Genomic DNA, 14,264 nt, shown 5'->3' with positions numbered 1-14,264 from the left:
AAAGGGACTGTAAGATCGCTGCATTGCTCAGTGGCTGCGCATCGCTGGAAGCCAGCAGCGCCTGGAAAGATCGCCCGGTGGGCGAGCTGATCGATTTCTTCGGCGTGCCACGGCAGGTCATGGTGGTCCCGGAGGAGGATCTGGTCGTGCTCAGGTATGTCACGCGTGAAGCCGCGGGCACTTACACGGGGCCGCAGAACGGGCAGATTGTGCATACGGAATACTGGGAAGACGTGCAGCACTCGGGCAGCTGTCAGATCGATGTGTTCATCAACAGGGCGCGACTGGTGCAGAAGGTACGCACGAAGGGACGCTGTGCAGTTGTCGAGATGGCGCCGGCAGCTCAAGCGTGATGGCAGGCACAAACCACAGGTGATCGACTCAGGAGGTCACCTCCCATAATACGTCATTTAACATAATATACATTATGCGCACCTTCGTATGGAGCTGCCGGGGTGTGGGTGGCCAGATTAGAAGCTTGGATCACCTCAACAGGTCCTGATCCGAACAGATCGATTGCAGATGCAGGCCCACAAAAACCAAAAACGAGAACGCTTTCAGGCTGTTCACTTCAGTTCCGTAGTCAGAACATTCGCCGTGCATAACCTGGTGGCGATTCAGTGCCGTAAAAGCTCCAGACTGGTTGCGAGCTCCTGAGGTTTTGAGGAAGTCAGAATCATGAAGCGTGAAAACAGGATTCAAGAGATCCAGCGACTCCGGGTCAGATTCAAACCTTTGCTTGAGCATATGGCCTGCGTTTGTAATGGGCTCGCTCGGCCTACCTTTGGGGTATCGCTTCCTGCCTAGCGGCATCTGAATGCCAATGATTTCGGAGAGCCACCCATCAGCCTGTGCAATGAAGACCGGGATGGCGAGGAGAAAACCATCGACACCGAGTTCAGAATGAGCTCTCGCTGCAGCAGCAATCGCTGCGGCTCTAGAAGGATTGCTGTCCTGCAATCGCTTACAAAAATCCTCAAAATTGAAGCGATAATAGTCGATCATGCACTGATCAATTTTTTCTTCGGGGATGCTCGTAATAGACTCGATTAGCGGCATCAAGTCTTCCAAGGTGGTAGCCCAGCCAAAAAACCACCCTTTATCAGCAGCAATGCCCATGGCAACTTTCGACTGCGCAGGAAGCGCGTCCAGCTTCTTCAGGTATGCTTCAAAGTACCCATCAATCTCAAGGGCAACTTGAGGAATCACCTTCGCCACAGCTTCCATGACAGGCACCGTAATACTTACAAATTGCGCGATTTTTTCAGCGAAAGCCTCAGCCAAGGCGACAAAATCAATCTGTTCTTTGGGTTTTTCTGCCACGCCGTCACCTCAATTTCTATGAAATGTTGACACGCTGCATGAGGTGCCGTAGGAATGCCCTGCTCCATCAAGAATGGTAAAAAGTTATAACTATACTAAATATTCATTTAGTTGAGTTATATAGGGGCGTCTACCAAGCGCGGCGTCAGAAACAAAACCAGTTCGGTTTCAGTCTTCACTGTCGAGCTGCTGTTGAACAGCCATTTAAGCCCTGGGATCTGTCCCAAAACCGGCACGCTGCGCACAACGGTGCTATCCGTATCAGAGTACACGCCTCCCAACGCCACAGTTTTGCCAAAGCCTGAAAACACCCGGGACGTCAGCGACGTGGTGTTGATCGGTGGCACCCCGTTCATTGCTTTCGAGTAATCAGGTTCATCCTTTGAAAGGATCACGTCCAGGAGCACCCCGGTATCGTTCACAAGCGGAGTGACATCGAGCGAAAGCGCAGCCTCTTTAAAAGAGACGGATGTAGCCCCGTCACCGGCCGACTGTTGGTATGGAACCTGAGAACCTTTGATGATCTTCGCCTGGTGCCGATCAGTCATGATCACGCGCGGGCTGGAGATTACACGACCCCTACCCGCCTGTTCCATGGCATTCAGCTCAGCATCCAAATTGAAGGACCTAGATGTAATGCCAAACCCAGCGATAGCAGCTGGTGTCAGGCCAAGTGGAACGCTGCCGATCAAAGCACCGGCACCGCTACCAACAGAGCCAGACCATTGGACACCAAGATTCTTAGAATAGGATCGGTCAACCTCAACAATTCGGGCCTCGATCAGCACCTGCTTACGCGAGTAATCAACAGCTGTCAGATATGTACGCAGATCGGCCAAGCGTTCGTCACTCATACGTGCAACAACAACTGAAGAGCCTTCCTCGGCGTTCAAGCTTTCTCCCTGATCGAGCGGAAACGCCTTGATGGCATCCGACGACGAGATGTTTCGAACCTTTAATACGGTGACCTTATACGACGGTGTAGCTGGGCCAGACAGCGAGCCAGACGGACCTGTAAAAGTCCCGAAAGTACCGCCGGAATCGTCGTCCGTTTGCGGATATGCGCTGACGCGAAGAAACTTACCATCGACCGTGTACAGAAGACCGCGAGGACCAGTGACAAATTCAATAGCATCGTCCCAACTAACGTCCTTCATACGCATCGACATCGAGCCGGTAATGCCTTCGCCCAGGACGAGATTAAGCCCACGATAGTCTGCCAGCAGCTGAAGTGCAGCGGATACCTGAATAGTTTGGAAGTCAAATGTTAATGGCTGGGTAGTTTCAGCAGCATTAGCCTGCGAGAGAAAGGCCGAGAAGGACAATGCAATGATGAAGCGGCAAAAAGTATTAGAGGAAGTCATGAGAATCGTCCGGGGAAAATGGATTAATTGGTGAAGGGGGCAGCGCTACGCTAACCCCCTCCCCCAATCAATCCTCCAATCACAGGCAAAGGTTTTTTAAGCGACCAGCTAGTAATTTTTGAACCGTCAACGATGCAAAATACCTCAGTGAAATCATCCGTGTAGCGGCAGTGATTAAATGATATGTATCGAGTGTTGCCGCTAGAGTCAGACACAAGAGCCAACGGTTCAGCGATAGACCTTGAATTAGGATCAGGCTTAGATGGGTGGACAAAGCCAACTAATCGCCAGGTAGTGGATAGCGGATACTCAATAGGCTTTTGCTTAACCTGGTGAAGAGCCGGTTCTGTAGGAGAGGGATGATCAGAGTTAGAGGAGAAGAAGCTCTTAACGCCGTATGACCCAAGCACGATAAAAATCAGAAAGGCCGCAAGGCAAGACCATAGCCCGAAAGATCTAAAAATACTTGAGCGACCATCAGCAGCAGACTCATCGCCAACTGAGCCAGATGCAGATTGAGTGGCCGACTTGTAAAAGCAATAAACAGACTTCTTAAAAGTACCGGCATCAGTCCTAACTAATTTTGACTTGGGTGGTGAGTCGCCAGTAACCGCACCCTGGTAAATGTCTACCTTGTAGATCTTCTTTCCAAGCTTACGGATGCGGTAAGTGGTTTCAACAAGTTGGCGTACCCATGAAGCTATCTGCGAGAGGTCTTGAGTGACAAGAACAACACGCATGGAGTTGTTTTTTGCATCGACACGATGACGATGCTCCGCAAGCAGAGACTTATCTGAAAGCCTTGCACGATTAATAGTCTCCCCCGAAGGCCAGCGTCTCCAGCATTCGTCAATAATCGCAACAGCACCAGGTGGAATGATCTCGCCAAGATCTTCTAAATTATGCCAGTCCTCAGGTAGCTGAGTGATATTTCCACCAAATGCAGCCAAGAGTTCATCTGCGGCCAACGGGATGTTGGTAAAGACATGGCGATCCTGCTTAAGAGAAGGAATGACGACATGTTCAACAACGCCATAACTTTTGCCATGCCCTGGCTTTCCAACATAAGCATGAATAGCCATAAATCACCCAATGAAAGGAATCCGACGAATGAGAAAACGCAGCACATAAGCGCTGAGCACTACAGTAATGCCATAAGGGATTTGAAACATGGACATAAAATACCAGACCGAGGGGTCAATAGATTCAAAAAGCCCTCCTGCAACCTCTATCAATCCCACAATAGTATTGGAGCTTATAAGGCTCAACATGGCCTGCCAAAGCCAATCAGCTACAGCTATGACGATATCAGCAAGGAACTGAATTATTTGTTGAAGAACTGAGAGTAGCCATTCGCCGAAACCAGACATGAAGACCCCTATGTTTTAGCCGCTAAAATCAAGCTGAGAGAAAAATACGAACAGCTAGCAACGACCACGCTGCCATGAAAACGACTGTGAGGATTGGCGAAATGCCGGAAAACAAATCACAGTGAGCATCGAATGCGACGACTGTTCCCAACAACTGAATTTGAGCCGTTGGGCAAGAGCCTTGCTGCCCTGCCCCTGAAATTTTATTGCTGAAGTTAGTAAGAGCTTTGCCAATGCCAGAATCGTTAAAGTCAGCTTCCGTGCCGACTACAAATGTTTTGTAGTGAGCTGCATTAAGCTCACTGTTGACTACACCGTCAGTGTCTAGTGCTCCAGGAGCAGAGAAAGACAGCTCGCCATCAAAACCGGAGTTGCCAGACCCACCGCCGTTGCCGCCGCCTGTATTGCCTCCATCCCCTGCACCGCCATCGGAGCCATCGCCGCCACTGTCGCCAGGATCAACGTTTGGGGAGAGAGAATCGCCAATCCCTGGGGCGGTGTATCCGGCCTCAGAAGCACATGAAGGACTCGCGGAATTAAGACCCACGACGTAGTTACAAAAGCCACTATCTGTAGAACCTGTAACCAGGTAACAGTTGCTAACGGCGGCTGATGCCGCGAGATAAGAGCAAGAGTTATGGCATATATCAGAATCAACAGAGCGAACAGACCACGTAACATAGTATTTACCTCCGGCTTTTGTTACTGAACTATTAGAGCCGCGTGACTCAAGCGTCTCAGGACAAGACGCCTCAGCAGCTCCCTCGATGAAAATACCCACTTCAAATAATGAGCCAAAATATTTGTATGAATACTTACAACTGTACATTGATGCCGCAGCAGTAGCAGAGCAGCCGACGACTGCATAGTCGGTGGCCCTAGAGCTAGTATTAGCTGTGCGAGCAGCGACCATAGCCGCCTCAATAAATGCTTCGGGAGTAGCCGACCCAGCACCCGCTGCACATTCTTTTGGATAGGTAGATACAGAAGCTTGGTTGCACGACCAAGCTGAAAATGCTTCATCAGAAGGAAGAAAAAATAGAAGCAGGAGAAATATGGAACAAATAATCCTCATGGTTCACCACCCGGAGAAGACAGCAAAAGAACATCCACACCCGATACAGAACATGGCGAAGTAATAAAGCTGATCCATACATGCCCCCTGAAAAAAGTAAAAAAAAGGGCGCCCGAAGACGCCCAGATCATCCCAAACAACCTCAGCTGCGCAGGAAACCGAGAACGATGCGAGCGCCTTTGATACCGGCATAAACGCCTGCAAGAATACCGGCGACAGCCAAAACACCCGTAGTGATGGTGCTGAAATCTACAGCAGAGGTCATCTGGGAATAATCCCAGCCGGTTCCTTCCGCTGCGAAGACACCCGGCGCGGCAACAACAGTTGCGGTAACGGTAGCGGCAGCGAACAGTTTTTTGATCGACATACTTTGAATCCTCATGATTGCTTGATGAAATTTAATAAGGCCCGGACACCTATGGACATGACCAAGAAAGATCCGACCAAAGTAAAACCGGCACCAAATGCTTGCCCCAAAATAACTGGATCAAGCTGTGAAGGGTCAAATGGTTGAATGTATGGAACAAGCACCCAATCAACCGAGCACACGGGCGATGCACCGCTCTGAACTACAAGCTCTCCAGGGCAATGCAATAAACCAGACATTAGGCAGTTTTAGCCTGAGCAGTACTTACACGGCGACCTTGACGAGGATCGACCTCAAAACTCAGTCGAGAATCACGAACGCTGGAAATAACATCGCACTCGTAAGTTCCGGGTTGAGGTACCTGATTAGGGAGTTCGGCGTAAAAGTCAGCCATCTGCGGATACGGGATATTGGGCAGATGGACAAATGCAGTGTACATGCAGTAAGGCTTGCCGCTTTTTGCCGCAGTGCCGGTACGATACTGGCCTGTGACTTCAACGGTGATGGTATTTGCATTAGACATGGTGCAGCCCTCTCCTATCGGCAGTCAGCATCTTATGGCTGACCTAAGTTTTGCCCTTTTGGGCGGAATTAATTTAGTAACCCATCCACTCAGCAATGGAGACTGTTCCCCGTGAATCGCTGACAGTCATCCACTGCCTCTCAGGTTGAATGCCTTGCTCTTTTCGAGCCTCAAGTACTGCAATGGTCTGAGCAACTTGATCGGCTAATACTGGATTCAACATGCTTTGAATCCGGCGCTGTTGTTCCAGCCTGTGCCGTTGACCAGATGTAAGCTGTACGCCCTGGAAGCTGACAGTTTTCATGCCGCAACCTGCCTCAAGTGATTAGGGCGTTGATACCAGGACGGAACAGCCAAAGTAGACTTGGTGACTTCGCGGCACTGGCGGACGAAAATTGGCGCGAATCGGCTGGTATCGCATGCATTGCGAATGTTGATGCCGATACGATTAAGACGAGCTGCATGGTCTTGTACTTGTCGTTTCTTGAAATCGAAGCGCTGGCCATGCATCCATTGAATGGCATAAAGGGCAGTTGTATTTGCAGCGCGAGTGGTATCAACAATTTTCTCTGCCAACAGCTGCTCGCTAATGCTAACGATATCCATCGCAGTCACCTTCAGCTTTTCATCAATTTTAAGAAACTCACAGTGGAGCTGGGCTAAACGCCCTTCATCAAATAGGCCCCAGTAGCAAAGGGCTTCGCGCTGCAAAAATTCGCTTTTTAGCTCTTGCTCTAGGCGCACTACACCTTCAGTAGCGCAGTAATCACGAACGCGCTGGACATACTGATATTCAGGCGATTCTTCACCATAAATACGCTTGATTTTTGGGAGGCAGTTTTGATCCATTTCAAAGGCTTTGTCATAAGCCTTTCTATATTGCAGGCGGCCACCCTGGCCATTTCCTTTCGGAGTCCAGGCAACAGTGCGACCATTGGGATACAAGAAACCGATGGAGTGGCCGATACGTTGGCTAGATACACCGCGTAAGTAAGCCAAAACATTGCCTTCACCCAACGCAACGTTCGTTGTGAGGTCGATACGTTCGATTTTTGCGCCGTCGGCAATCCGGTCGCCGGAATTTGCGCCCGAAGCGCCCTGACGGATATCGAGCCGAGTACAACGAGTAAAGCCAGGCAGCCCGTATTCGCGAAGAAGGTCGTTGTAGACGGCAACGCACTGCTCAATGGTGGTGAAGCCGAATAGGTTGTCCAGCCGCCCTACTCTGCTGGGATTGCCCTCGACTCGGATTTTTCGGCCTTGGACATGAACAGTGACGGAGGTCGAATAGCTTGCTTCGTGCTTGAAGCGAGGCTGCTTGGTGCTCAGCACCTCATTCGTGTTCGAGTCGATCGTCAACGTCACAACGTCGCACACGATCGGTAGATCATGGTCGTGCTCCTGCGAAATTGTCAGCCAATCGATGAACATCCCAAATCCCTGTCAACCCAATACACTACGAAGCTAAGGCTACGTCACGTGTTAGGCTTTTTGCAAGCAATACGTAGTGGCTAAGCCTAATACACGTATTAGCTGTACAAAAACACAGGAGATATAGTCAATGAATCATGGGCACTCAGATGAAACGGCGATGAGCATCGGTGAGAACATCAGAAACAAGCGGGCGACCAAAAAGGTGTCGCAGAAAGTCGTGGCTGAGGCCATCGGCGTGGCAGAAAACACGGTCGCAAGCTGGGAAAAGGGCAAAAACCTGCCGCCACCTGACAAGGTCATAGCGCTGGCCAAGTATTTCGGGTGTACCACCGATGAGATCTTGCTGAGCGATGCAGAGCGAGGGTTAGAGATACAGATGTTGGGGCTGCTGCGACGGTTCGGAAGCTTGAACGAAACCCACAAACCTATAGCCCTCAATGTCATCGGTTCCATTCTCCAAGGCCTGGAAATGCAGGAGTACATGAATGGTGAGCGCAACGAAGGAAACAAGCGAATAGGCGTGCTCGGAGACTAAAGATCGCGGGAAACCGCGGTAAAGTGGGGGTGTAACAGCACCCCCACCCGCCTTCGGCGGGCCAACAGGCCAACTACCTGGACGCCGGCCCCTCAAATGTCATCATCAGATCTGCCCTGGAAACGGCGCTGCAGGTCGATCAAAAGCGGTTGGACACCAAAGGAAAGCAGCCAAAACGGCGTGAAAACTGACGCGCTGCGCTTGTCCGCCGCATCTGAGCCCCCGGCTGGGATGGTCGCGGAGCGACTGATCCCAACCAGGTACTCAGCTCCGGCCCCTCAAATGTCAAAGCTGCCCCTCAACTGTCGAGTTTTGCCCCTCAACTGTTAGAGATCCTGGATCAGCGCGGCGACAGATCTCAGCTTTTCAACCAGGCCATCCAGCTCGGCGGATTCGTCATCGAGCTGACGAACCCTGGAGCGCAGCTTGCGAATGTCGGCCACCAGGACGCCATACGAATCAATCAGCGACTCGATGGCATGCTCAGGGTCAGGGTTGGCCATGTAGGCCTTAGCATCGCGCACGGCGCGATCAGAGAGCGAGAGTTGGATGCGCATAATGGACCCTATATTAAGCGACGCCCGGAGCCGGTGGCATTATCCGGACGCCGCTCAACATAAGGCCCTGTCATTATGCGCACCTTCGTATGGAGCTGCCGGGGTGTGGGTGGCCAGATTAGAAGCTTGGATCACCTCAACAGGTCCTGATCCGAACAGATCGATTGCAGATGCAGGCCCACAAAAACCAAAAACGAGAACGCTTTCAGGCTGTTCACTTCAGTTCCGTAGTCAGAACATTCGCCGTGCATAACCTGGTGGCGATTCAGTGCCGTAAAAGCTCCAGACTGGTTGCGAGCTCCTGAGGTTTTGAGGAAGTCAGAATCATGAAGCGTGAAAACAGGATTCAAGAGATCCAGCGACTCCGGGTCAGATTCAAACCTTTGCTTGAGCATATGGCCTGCGTTTGTAATGGGCTCGCTCGGCCTACCTTTGGGGTATCGCTTCCTGCCTAGCGGCATCTGAATGCCAATGATTTCGGAGAGCCACCCATCAGCCTGTGCAATGAAGACCGGGATGGCGAGGAGAAAACCATCGACACCGAGTTCAGAATGAGCTCTCGCTGCAGCAGCAATCGCTGCGGCTCTAGAAGGATTGCTGTCCTGCAATCGCTTACAAAAATCCTCAAAATTGAAGCGATAATAGTCGATCATGCACTGATCAATTTTTTCTTCGGGGATGCTCGTAATAGACTCGATTAGCGGCATCAAGTCTTCCAAGGTGGTAGCCCAGCCAAAAAACCACCCTTTATCAGCAGCAATGCCCATGGCAACTTTCGACTGCGCAGGAAGCGCGTCCAGCTTCTTCAGGTATGCTTCAAAGTACCCATCAATCTCAAGGGCAACTTGAGGAATCACCTTCGCCACAGCTTCCATGACAGGCACCGTAATACTTACAAATTGCGCGATTTTTTCAGCGAAAGCCTCAGCCAAGGCGACAAAATCAATCTGTTCTTTGGGTTTTTCTGCCACGCCGTCACCTCAATTTCTATGAAATGTTGACACGCTGCATGAGGTGCCGTAGGAATGCCCTGCTCCATCAAGAATGGTAAAAAGTTATAACTATACTAAATATTCATTTAGTTGAGTTATATAGGGGCGTCTACCAAGCGCGGCGTCAGAAACAAAACCAGTTCGGTTTCAGTCTTCACTGTCGAGCTGCTGTTGAACAGCCATTTAAGCCCTGGGATCTGTCCCAAAACCGGCACGCTGCGCACAACGGTGCTATCCGTATCAGAGTACACGCCTCCCAACGCCACAGTTTTGCCAAAGCCTGAAAACACCCGGGACGTCAGCGACGTGGTGTTGATCGGTGGCACCCCGTTCATTGCTTTCGAGTAATCAGGTTCATCCTTTGAAAGGATCACGTCCAGGAGCACCCCGGTATCGTTCACAAGCGGAGTGACATCGAGCGAAAGCGCAGCCTCTTTAAAAGAGACGGATGTAGCCCCGTCACCGGCCGACTGTTGGTATGGAACCTGAGAACCTTTGATGATCTTCGCCTGGTGCCGATCAGTCATGATCACGCGCGGGCTGGAGATTACACGACCCCTACCCGCCTGTTCCATGGCATTCAGCTCAGCATCCAAATTGAAGGACCTAGATGTAATGCCAAACCCAGCGATAGCAGCTGGTGTCAGGCCAAGTGGAACGCTGCCGATCAAAGCACCGGCACCGCTACCAACAGAGCCAGACCATTGGACACCAAGATTCTTAGAATAGGATCGGTCAACCTCAACAATTCGGGCCTCGATCAGCACCTGCTTACGCGAGTAATCAACAGCTGTCAGATATGTACGCAGATCGGCCAAGCGTTCGTCACTCATACGTGCAACAACAACTGAAGAGCCTTCCTCGGCGTTCAAGCTTTCTCCCTGATCGAGCGGAAACGCCTTGATGGCATCCGACGACGAGATGTTTCGAACCTTTAATACGGTGACCTTATACGACGGTGTAGCTGGGCCAGACAGCGAGCCAGACGGACCTGTAAAAGTCCCGAAAGTACCGCCGGAATCGTCGTCCGTTTGCGGATATGCGCTGACGCGAAGAAACTTACCATCGACCGTGTACAGAAGACCGCGAGGACCAGTGACAAATTCAATAGCATCGTCCCAACTAACGTCCTTCATACGCATCGACATCGAGCCGGTAATGCCTTCGCCCAGGACGAGATTAAGCCCACGATAGTCTGCCAGCAGCTGAAGTGCAGCGGATACCTGAATAGTTTGGAAGTCAAATGTTAATGGCTGGGTAGTTTCAGCAGCATTAGCCTGCGAGAGAAAGGCCGAGAAGGACAATGCAATGATGAAGCGGCAAAAAGTATTAGAGGAAGTCATGAGAATCGTCCGGGGAAAATGGATTAATTGGTGAAGGGGGCAGCGCTACGCTAACCCCCTCCCCCAATCAATCCTCCAATCACAGGCAAAGGTTTTTTAAGCGACCAGCTAGTAATTTTTGAACCGTCAACGATGCAAAATACCTCAGTGAAATCATCCGTGTAGCGGCAGTGATTAAATGATATGTATCGAGTGTTGCCGCTAGAGTCAGACACAAGAGCCAACGGTTCAGCGATAGACCTTGAATTAGGATCAGGCTTAGATGGGTGGACAAAGCCAACTAATCGCCAGGTAGTGGATAGCGGATACTCAATAGGCTTTTGCTTAACCTGGTGAAGAGCCGGTTCTGTAGGAGAGGGATGATCAGAGTTAGAGGAGAAGAAGCTCTTAACGCCGTATGACCCAAGCACGATAAAAATCAGAAAGGCCGCAAGGCAAGACCATAGCCCGAAAGATCTAAAAATACTTGAGCGACCATCAGCAGCAGACTCATCGCCAACTGAGCCAGATGCAGATTGAGTGGCCGACTTGTAAAAGCAATAAACAGACTTCTTAAAAGTACCGGCATCAGTCCTAACTAATTTTGACTTGGGTGGTGAGTCGCCAGTAACCGCACCCTGGTAAATGTCTACCTTGTAGATCTTCTTTCCAAGCTTACGGATGCGGTAAGTGGTTTCAACAAGTTGGCGTACCCATGAAGCTATCTGCGAGAGGTCTTGAGTGACAAGAACAACACGCATGGAGTTGTTTTTTGCATCGACACGATGACGATGCTCCGCAAGCAGAGACTTATCTGAAAGCCTTGCACGATTAATAGTCTCCCCCGAAGGCCAGCGTCTCCAGCATTCGTCAATAATCGCAACAGCACCAGGTGGAATGATCTCGCCAAGATCTTCTAAATTATGCCAGTCCTCAGGTAGCTGAGTGATATTTCCACCAAATGCAGCCAAGAGTTCATCTGCGGCCAACGGGATGTTGGTAAAGACATGGCGATCCTGCTTAAGAGAAGGAATGACGACATGTTCAACAACGCCATAACTTTTGCCATGCCCTGGCTTTCCAACATAAGCATGAATAGCCATAAATCACCCAATGAAAGGAATCCGACGAATGAGAAAACGCAGCACATAAGCGCTGAGCACTACAGTAATGCCATAAGGGATTTGAAACATGGACATAAAATACCAGACCGAGGGGTCAATAGATTCAAAAAGCCCTCCTGCAACCTCTATCAATCCCACAATAGTATTGGAGCTTATAAGGCTCAACATGGCCTGCCAAAGCCAATCAGCTACAGCTATGACGATATCAGCAAGGAACTGAATTATTTGTTGAAGAACTGAGAGTAGCCATTCGCCGAAACCAGACATGAAGACCCCTATGTTTTAGCCGCTAAAATCAAGCTGAGAGAAAAATACGAACAGCTAGCAACGACCACGCTGCCATGAAAACGACTGTGAGGATTGGCGAAATGCCGGAAAACAAATCACAGTGAGCATCGAATGCGACGACTGTTCCCAACAACTGAATTTGAGCCGTTGGGCAAGAGCCTTGCTGCCCTGCCCCTGAAATTTTATTGCTGAAGTTAGTAAGAGCTTTGCCAATGCCAGAATCGTTAAAGTCAGCTTCCGTGCCGACTACAAATGTTTTGTAGTGAGCTGCATTAAGCTCACTGTTGACTACACCGTCAGTGTCTAGTGCTCCAGGAGCAGAGAAAGACAGCTCGCCATCAAAACCGGAGTTGCCAGACCCACCGCCGTTGCCGCCGCCTGTATTGCCTCCATCCCCTGCACCGCCATCGGAGCCATCGCCGCCACTGTCGCCAGGATCAACGTTTGGGGAGAGAGAATCGCCAATCCCTGGGGCGGTGTATCCGGCCTCAGAAGCACATGAAGGACTCGCGGAATTAAGACCCACGACGTAGTTACAAAAGCCACTATCTGTAGAACCTGTAACCAGGTAACAGTTGCTAACGGCGGCTGATGCCGCGAGATAAGAGCAAGAGTTATGGCATATATCAGAATCAACAGAGCGAACAGACCACGTAACATAGTATTTACCTCCGGCTTTTGTTACTGAACTATTAGAGCCGCGTGACTCAAGCGTCTCAGGACAAGACGCCTCAGCAGCTCCCTCGATGAAAATACCCACTTCAAATAATGAGCCAAAATATTTGTATGAATACTTACAACTGTACATTGATGCCGCAGCAGTAGCAGAGCAGCCGACGACTGCATAGTCGGTGGCCCTAGAGCTAGTATTAGCTGTGCGAGCAGCGACCATAGCCGCCTCAATAAATGCTTCGGGAGTAGCCGACCCAGCACCCGCTGCACATTCTTTTGGATAGGTAGATACAGAAGCTTGGTTGCACGACCAAGCTGAAAATGCTTCATCAGAAGGAAGAAAAAATAGAAGCAGGAGAAATATGGAACAAATAATCCTCATGGTTCACCACCCGGAGAAGACAGCAAAAGAACATCCACACCCGATACAGAACATGGCGAAGTAATAAAGCTGATCCATACATGCCCCCTGAAAAAAGTAAAAAAAAGGGCGCCCGAAGACGCCCAGATCATCCCAAACAACCTCAGCTGCGCAGGAAACCGAGAACGATGCGAGCGCCTTTGATACCGGCATAAACGCCTGCAAGAATACCGGCGACAGCCAAAACACCCGTAGTGATGGTGCTGAAATCTACAGCAGAGGTCATCTGGGAATAATCCCAGCCGGTTCCTTCCGCTGCGAAGACACCCGGCGCGGCAACAACAGTTGCGGTAACGGTAGCGGCAGCGAACAGTTTTTTGATCGACATACTTTGAATCCTCATGATTGCTTGATGAAATTTAATAAGGCCCGGACACCTATGGACATGACCAAGAAAGATCCGACCAAAGTAAAACCGGCACCAAATGCTTGCCCCAAAATAACTGGATCAAGCTGTGAAGGGTCAAATGGTTGAATGTATGGAACAAGCACCCAATCAACCGAGCACACGGGCGATGCACCGCTCTGAACTACAAGCTCTCCAGGGCAATGCAATAAACCAGACATTAGGCAGTTTTAGCCTGAGCAGTACTTACACGGCGACCTTGACGAGGATCGACCTCAAAACTCAGTCGAGAATCACGAACGCTGGAAATAACATCGCACTCGTAAGTTCCGGGTTGAGGTACCTGATTAGGGAGTTCGGCGTAAAAGTCAGCCATCTGCGGATACGGGATATTGGGCAGATGGACAAATGCAGTGTACATGCAGTAAGGCTTGCCGCTTTTTGCCGCAGTGCCGGTACGATACTGGCCTGTGACTTCAACGGTGATGGTATTTGCATTAGACATGGTGCAGCCCTCTCCTATCGGCAGTCAGCATCTTATGGCTGACCTA

The 14,264-nt window shown here is 50.4% G+C and carries 19 protein-coding genes; 2 read left to right on the top strand and 17 right to left on the bottom strand.

Annotated elements, in window-relative coordinates:
- The first annotated feature begins 77 nt into the window (after window positions 1–77).
- Complete coding sequence (locus KSS90_RS13025; RefSeq protein WP_225933075.1) at window positions 78–353, top strand: hypothetical protein; 276 nt, start codon at window positions 78–80, stop codon at window positions 351–353.
- A 130-nt stretch (window positions 354–483) separates the two neighbouring features.
- Here the strand turns inward: KSS90_RS13025 and KSS90_RS13020 are convergent, their stop codons facing one another.
- The 9 genes from KSS90_RS13020 to KSS90_RS12980 all read right to left on the bottom strand — a co-directional run bounded on the left by KSS90_RS13020 (window position 484) and on the right by KSS90_RS12980 (window position 7,453).
- Window positions 484–1,323 carry a hypothetical protein gene (locus KSS90_RS13020; protein ID WP_217865864.1) on the bottom strand — a complete coding sequence of 280 codons (840 nt, stop codon included), beginning with the start codon at window positions 1,321–1,323 and terminating at the stop codon, window positions 484–486.
- Between the two features lie 116 nt (window positions 1,324–1,439).
- Complete coding sequence (locus KSS90_RS13015; protein ID WP_217865863.1) at window positions 1,440–2,687, bottom strand: secretin GspD/PilQ domain-containing protein; 1,248 nt, start codon at window positions 2,685–2,687, stop codon at window positions 1,440–1,442.
- Window positions 2,688–2,737: 50 nt separating this feature from the next.
- The gene (locus tag KSS90_RS13010; RefSeq protein ID WP_217865862.1) at window positions 2,738–3,769 is read right to left on the bottom strand and encodes a zonular occludens toxin domain-containing protein; all 1,032 of its coding nucleotides are present in this window, start codon (window positions 3,767–3,769) and stop codon (window positions 2,738–2,740) included.
- A gap of 3 nt (window positions 3,770–3,772) precedes the next feature.
- A complete protein-coding gene (locus tag KSS90_RS13005) occupies window positions 3,773–4,057 on the bottom strand; it encodes a DUF2523 family protein (protein ID WP_217865861.1) in 285 nt (94 codons plus the stop codon).
- A 28-nt stretch (window positions 4,058–4,085) separates the two neighbouring features.
- Window positions 4,086–5,132 (bottom strand): hypothetical protein, encoded by a 1,047-nt coding sequence (locus KSS90_RS13000; RefSeq protein WP_217865860.1) that lies wholly within the window; start codon window positions 5,130–5,132, stop codon window positions 4,086–4,088.
- A 142-nt stretch (window positions 5,133–5,274) separates the two neighbouring features.
- A complete protein-coding gene (locus tag KSS90_RS12995; RefSeq protein WP_217865859.1) occupies window positions 5,275–5,499 on the bottom strand; it encodes a hypothetical protein in 225 nt (74 codons plus the stop codon).
- 238 nt (window positions 5,500–5,737) lie between these two features.
- A complete protein-coding gene (locus tag KSS90_RS12990) occupies window positions 5,738–6,022 on the bottom strand; it encodes an alkaline phosphatase family protein (RefSeq protein WP_217865858.1) in 285 nt (94 codons plus the stop codon).
- A 73-nt stretch (window positions 6,023–6,095) separates the two neighbouring features.
- Complete coding sequence (locus tag KSS90_RS12985) at window positions 6,096–6,326, bottom strand: hypothetical protein (protein WP_217865857.1); 231 nt, start codon at window positions 6,324–6,326, stop codon at window positions 6,096–6,098.
- Entirely contained in the window at window positions 6,323–7,453 is a 1,131-nt protein-coding gene (locus KSS90_RS12980; protein ID WP_217869708.1) for a phage/plasmid replication domain-containing protein, read from the bottom strand. The genes KSS90_RS12985 and KSS90_RS12980 overlap by 4 nt, the downstream gene beginning before the upstream one ends.
- Window positions 7,454–7,583: 130 nt before the next feature.
- On the opposite strand from KSS90_RS12980, the gene KSS90_RS12975 reads away from it, so the two are divergent.
- The gene (locus KSS90_RS12975; protein ID WP_217869707.1) at window positions 7,584–7,991 is read left to right on the top strand and encodes a helix-turn-helix domain-containing protein; all 408 of its coding nucleotides are present in this window, start codon (window positions 7,584–7,586) and stop codon (window positions 7,989–7,991) included.
- 326 nt (window positions 7,992–8,317) lie between these two features.
- Here the strand turns inward: KSS90_RS12975 and KSS90_RS12970 are convergent, their stop codons facing one another.
- From KSS90_RS12970 to KSS90_RS12935, 8 genes are all read right to left on the bottom strand, one after another.
- A complete protein-coding gene (locus KSS90_RS12970) occupies window positions 8,318–8,548 on the bottom strand; it encodes a DASH complex subunit Dad3 (RefSeq protein ID WP_138217818.1) in 231 nt (76 codons plus the stop codon).
- A gap of 131 nt (window positions 8,549–8,679) precedes the next feature.
- Window positions 8,680–9,519, bottom strand: a complete 840-nt coding sequence (locus KSS90_RS12965; protein ID WP_217865864.1) for a hypothetical protein — start codon at window positions 9,517–9,519, stop codon at window positions 8,680–8,682.
- A 116-nt stretch (window positions 9,520–9,635) separates the two neighbouring features.
- Window positions 9,636–10,883 (bottom strand): secretin GspD/PilQ domain-containing protein, encoded by a 1,248-nt coding sequence (locus KSS90_RS12960; protein ID WP_217865863.1) that lies wholly within the window; start codon window positions 10,881–10,883, stop codon window positions 9,636–9,638.
- 50 nt (window positions 10,884–10,933) lie between these two features.
- On the bottom strand, window positions 10,934–11,965 hold the full coding sequence (locus tag KSS90_RS12955) for a zonular occludens toxin domain-containing protein (RefSeq protein ID WP_217865862.1): 1,032 nt from the start codon (window positions 11,963–11,965) through the stop codon (window positions 10,934–10,936).
- A 3-nt stretch (window positions 11,966–11,968) separates the two neighbouring features.
- Window positions 11,969–12,253, bottom strand: coding sequence for a DUF2523 family protein (locus KSS90_RS12950; protein ID WP_217865861.1), 285 nt, complete (start codon window positions 12,251–12,253; stop codon window positions 11,969–11,971).
- Between the two features lie 28 nt (window positions 12,254–12,281).
- Window positions 12,282–13,328: a hypothetical protein gene (locus KSS90_RS12945; protein WP_217865860.1), complete on the bottom strand. Its 1,047-nt coding sequence runs from the start codon at window positions 13,326–13,328 to the stop codon at window positions 12,282–12,284.
- Window positions 13,329–13,470: 142 nt separating this feature from the next.
- Entirely contained in the window at window positions 13,471–13,695 is a 225-nt protein-coding gene (locus tag KSS90_RS12940) for a hypothetical protein (RefSeq protein ID WP_217865859.1), read from the bottom strand.
- Window positions 13,696–13,933: 238 nt separating this feature from the next.
- Window positions 13,934–14,218 carry an alkaline phosphatase family protein gene (locus KSS90_RS12935; RefSeq protein WP_217865858.1) on the bottom strand — a complete coding sequence of 95 codons (285 nt, stop codon included), beginning with the start codon at window positions 14,216–14,218 and terminating at the stop codon, window positions 13,934–13,936.
- Window positions 14,219–14,264: the final 46 nt, after the last annotated feature.

Source organism: Pseudomonas maumuensis, assembly GCF_019139675.1.
Classification (GTDB): domain Bacteria; phylum Pseudomonadota; class Gammaproteobacteria; order Pseudomonadales; family Pseudomonadaceae; genus Aquipseudomonas; species Aquipseudomonas maumuensis.
This window is presented reverse-complemented; position numbering and strand designations above follow the sequence as displayed.

Coding starts and splice junctions, on each gene's coding strand:
- KSS90_RS13015 (WP_217865863.1), bottom strand. CDS start 2,687: ATGACTTCCTCTAATACTTTTTGCCGCTTCATCATTGCATTGTCCTTC.
- KSS90_RS13010 (WP_217865862.1), bottom strand. CDS start 3,769: ATGGCTATTCATGCTTATGTTGGAAAGCCAGGGCATGGCAAAAGTTAT.
- KSS90_RS13005 (WP_217865861.1), bottom strand. CDS start 4,057: ATGTCTGGTTTCGGCGAATGGCTACTCTCAGTTCTTCAACAAATAATT.
- KSS90_RS13000 (WP_217865860.1), bottom strand. CDS start 5,132: ATGAGGATTATTTGTTCCATATTTCTCCTGCTTCTATTTTTTCTTCCT.
- KSS90_RS12995 (WP_217865859.1), bottom strand. CDS start 5,499: ATGTCGATCAAAAAACTGTTCGCTGCCGCTACCGTTACCGCAACTGTT.
- KSS90_RS12990 (WP_217865858.1), bottom strand. CDS start 6,022: ATGTCTAATGCAAATACCATCACCGTTGAAGTCACAGGCCAGTATCGT.
- KSS90_RS12985 (WP_217865857.1), bottom strand. CDS start 6,326: ATGAAAACTGTCAGCTTCCAGGGCGTACAGCTTACATCTGGTCAACGG.
- KSS90_RS12980 (WP_217869708.1), bottom strand. CDS start 7,453: ATGTTCATCGATTGGCTGACAATTTCGCAGGAGCACGACCATGATCTA.
- KSS90_RS12975 (WP_217869707.1), top strand. CDS start 7,584: ATGAATCATGGGCACTCAGATGAAACGGCGATGAGCATCGGTGAGAAC.
- KSS90_RS12970 (WP_138217818.1), bottom strand. CDS start 8,548: ATGCGCATCCAACTCTCGCTCTCTGATCGCGCCGTGCGCGATGCTAAG.
- KSS90_RS12960 (WP_217865863.1), bottom strand. CDS start 10,883: ATGACTTCCTCTAATACTTTTTGCCGCTTCATCATTGCATTGTCCTTC.
- KSS90_RS12955 (WP_217865862.1), bottom strand. CDS start 11,965: ATGGCTATTCATGCTTATGTTGGAAAGCCAGGGCATGGCAAAAGTTAT.
- KSS90_RS12950 (WP_217865861.1), bottom strand. CDS start 12,253: ATGTCTGGTTTCGGCGAATGGCTACTCTCAGTTCTTCAACAAATAATT.
- KSS90_RS12945 (WP_217865860.1), bottom strand. CDS start 13,328: ATGAGGATTATTTGTTCCATATTTCTCCTGCTTCTATTTTTTCTTCCT.
- KSS90_RS12940 (WP_217865859.1), bottom strand. CDS start 13,695: ATGTCGATCAAAAAACTGTTCGCTGCCGCTACCGTTACCGCAACTGTT.
- KSS90_RS12935 (WP_217865858.1), bottom strand. CDS start 14,218: ATGTCTAATGCAAATACCATCACCGTTGAAGTCACAGGCCAGTATCGT.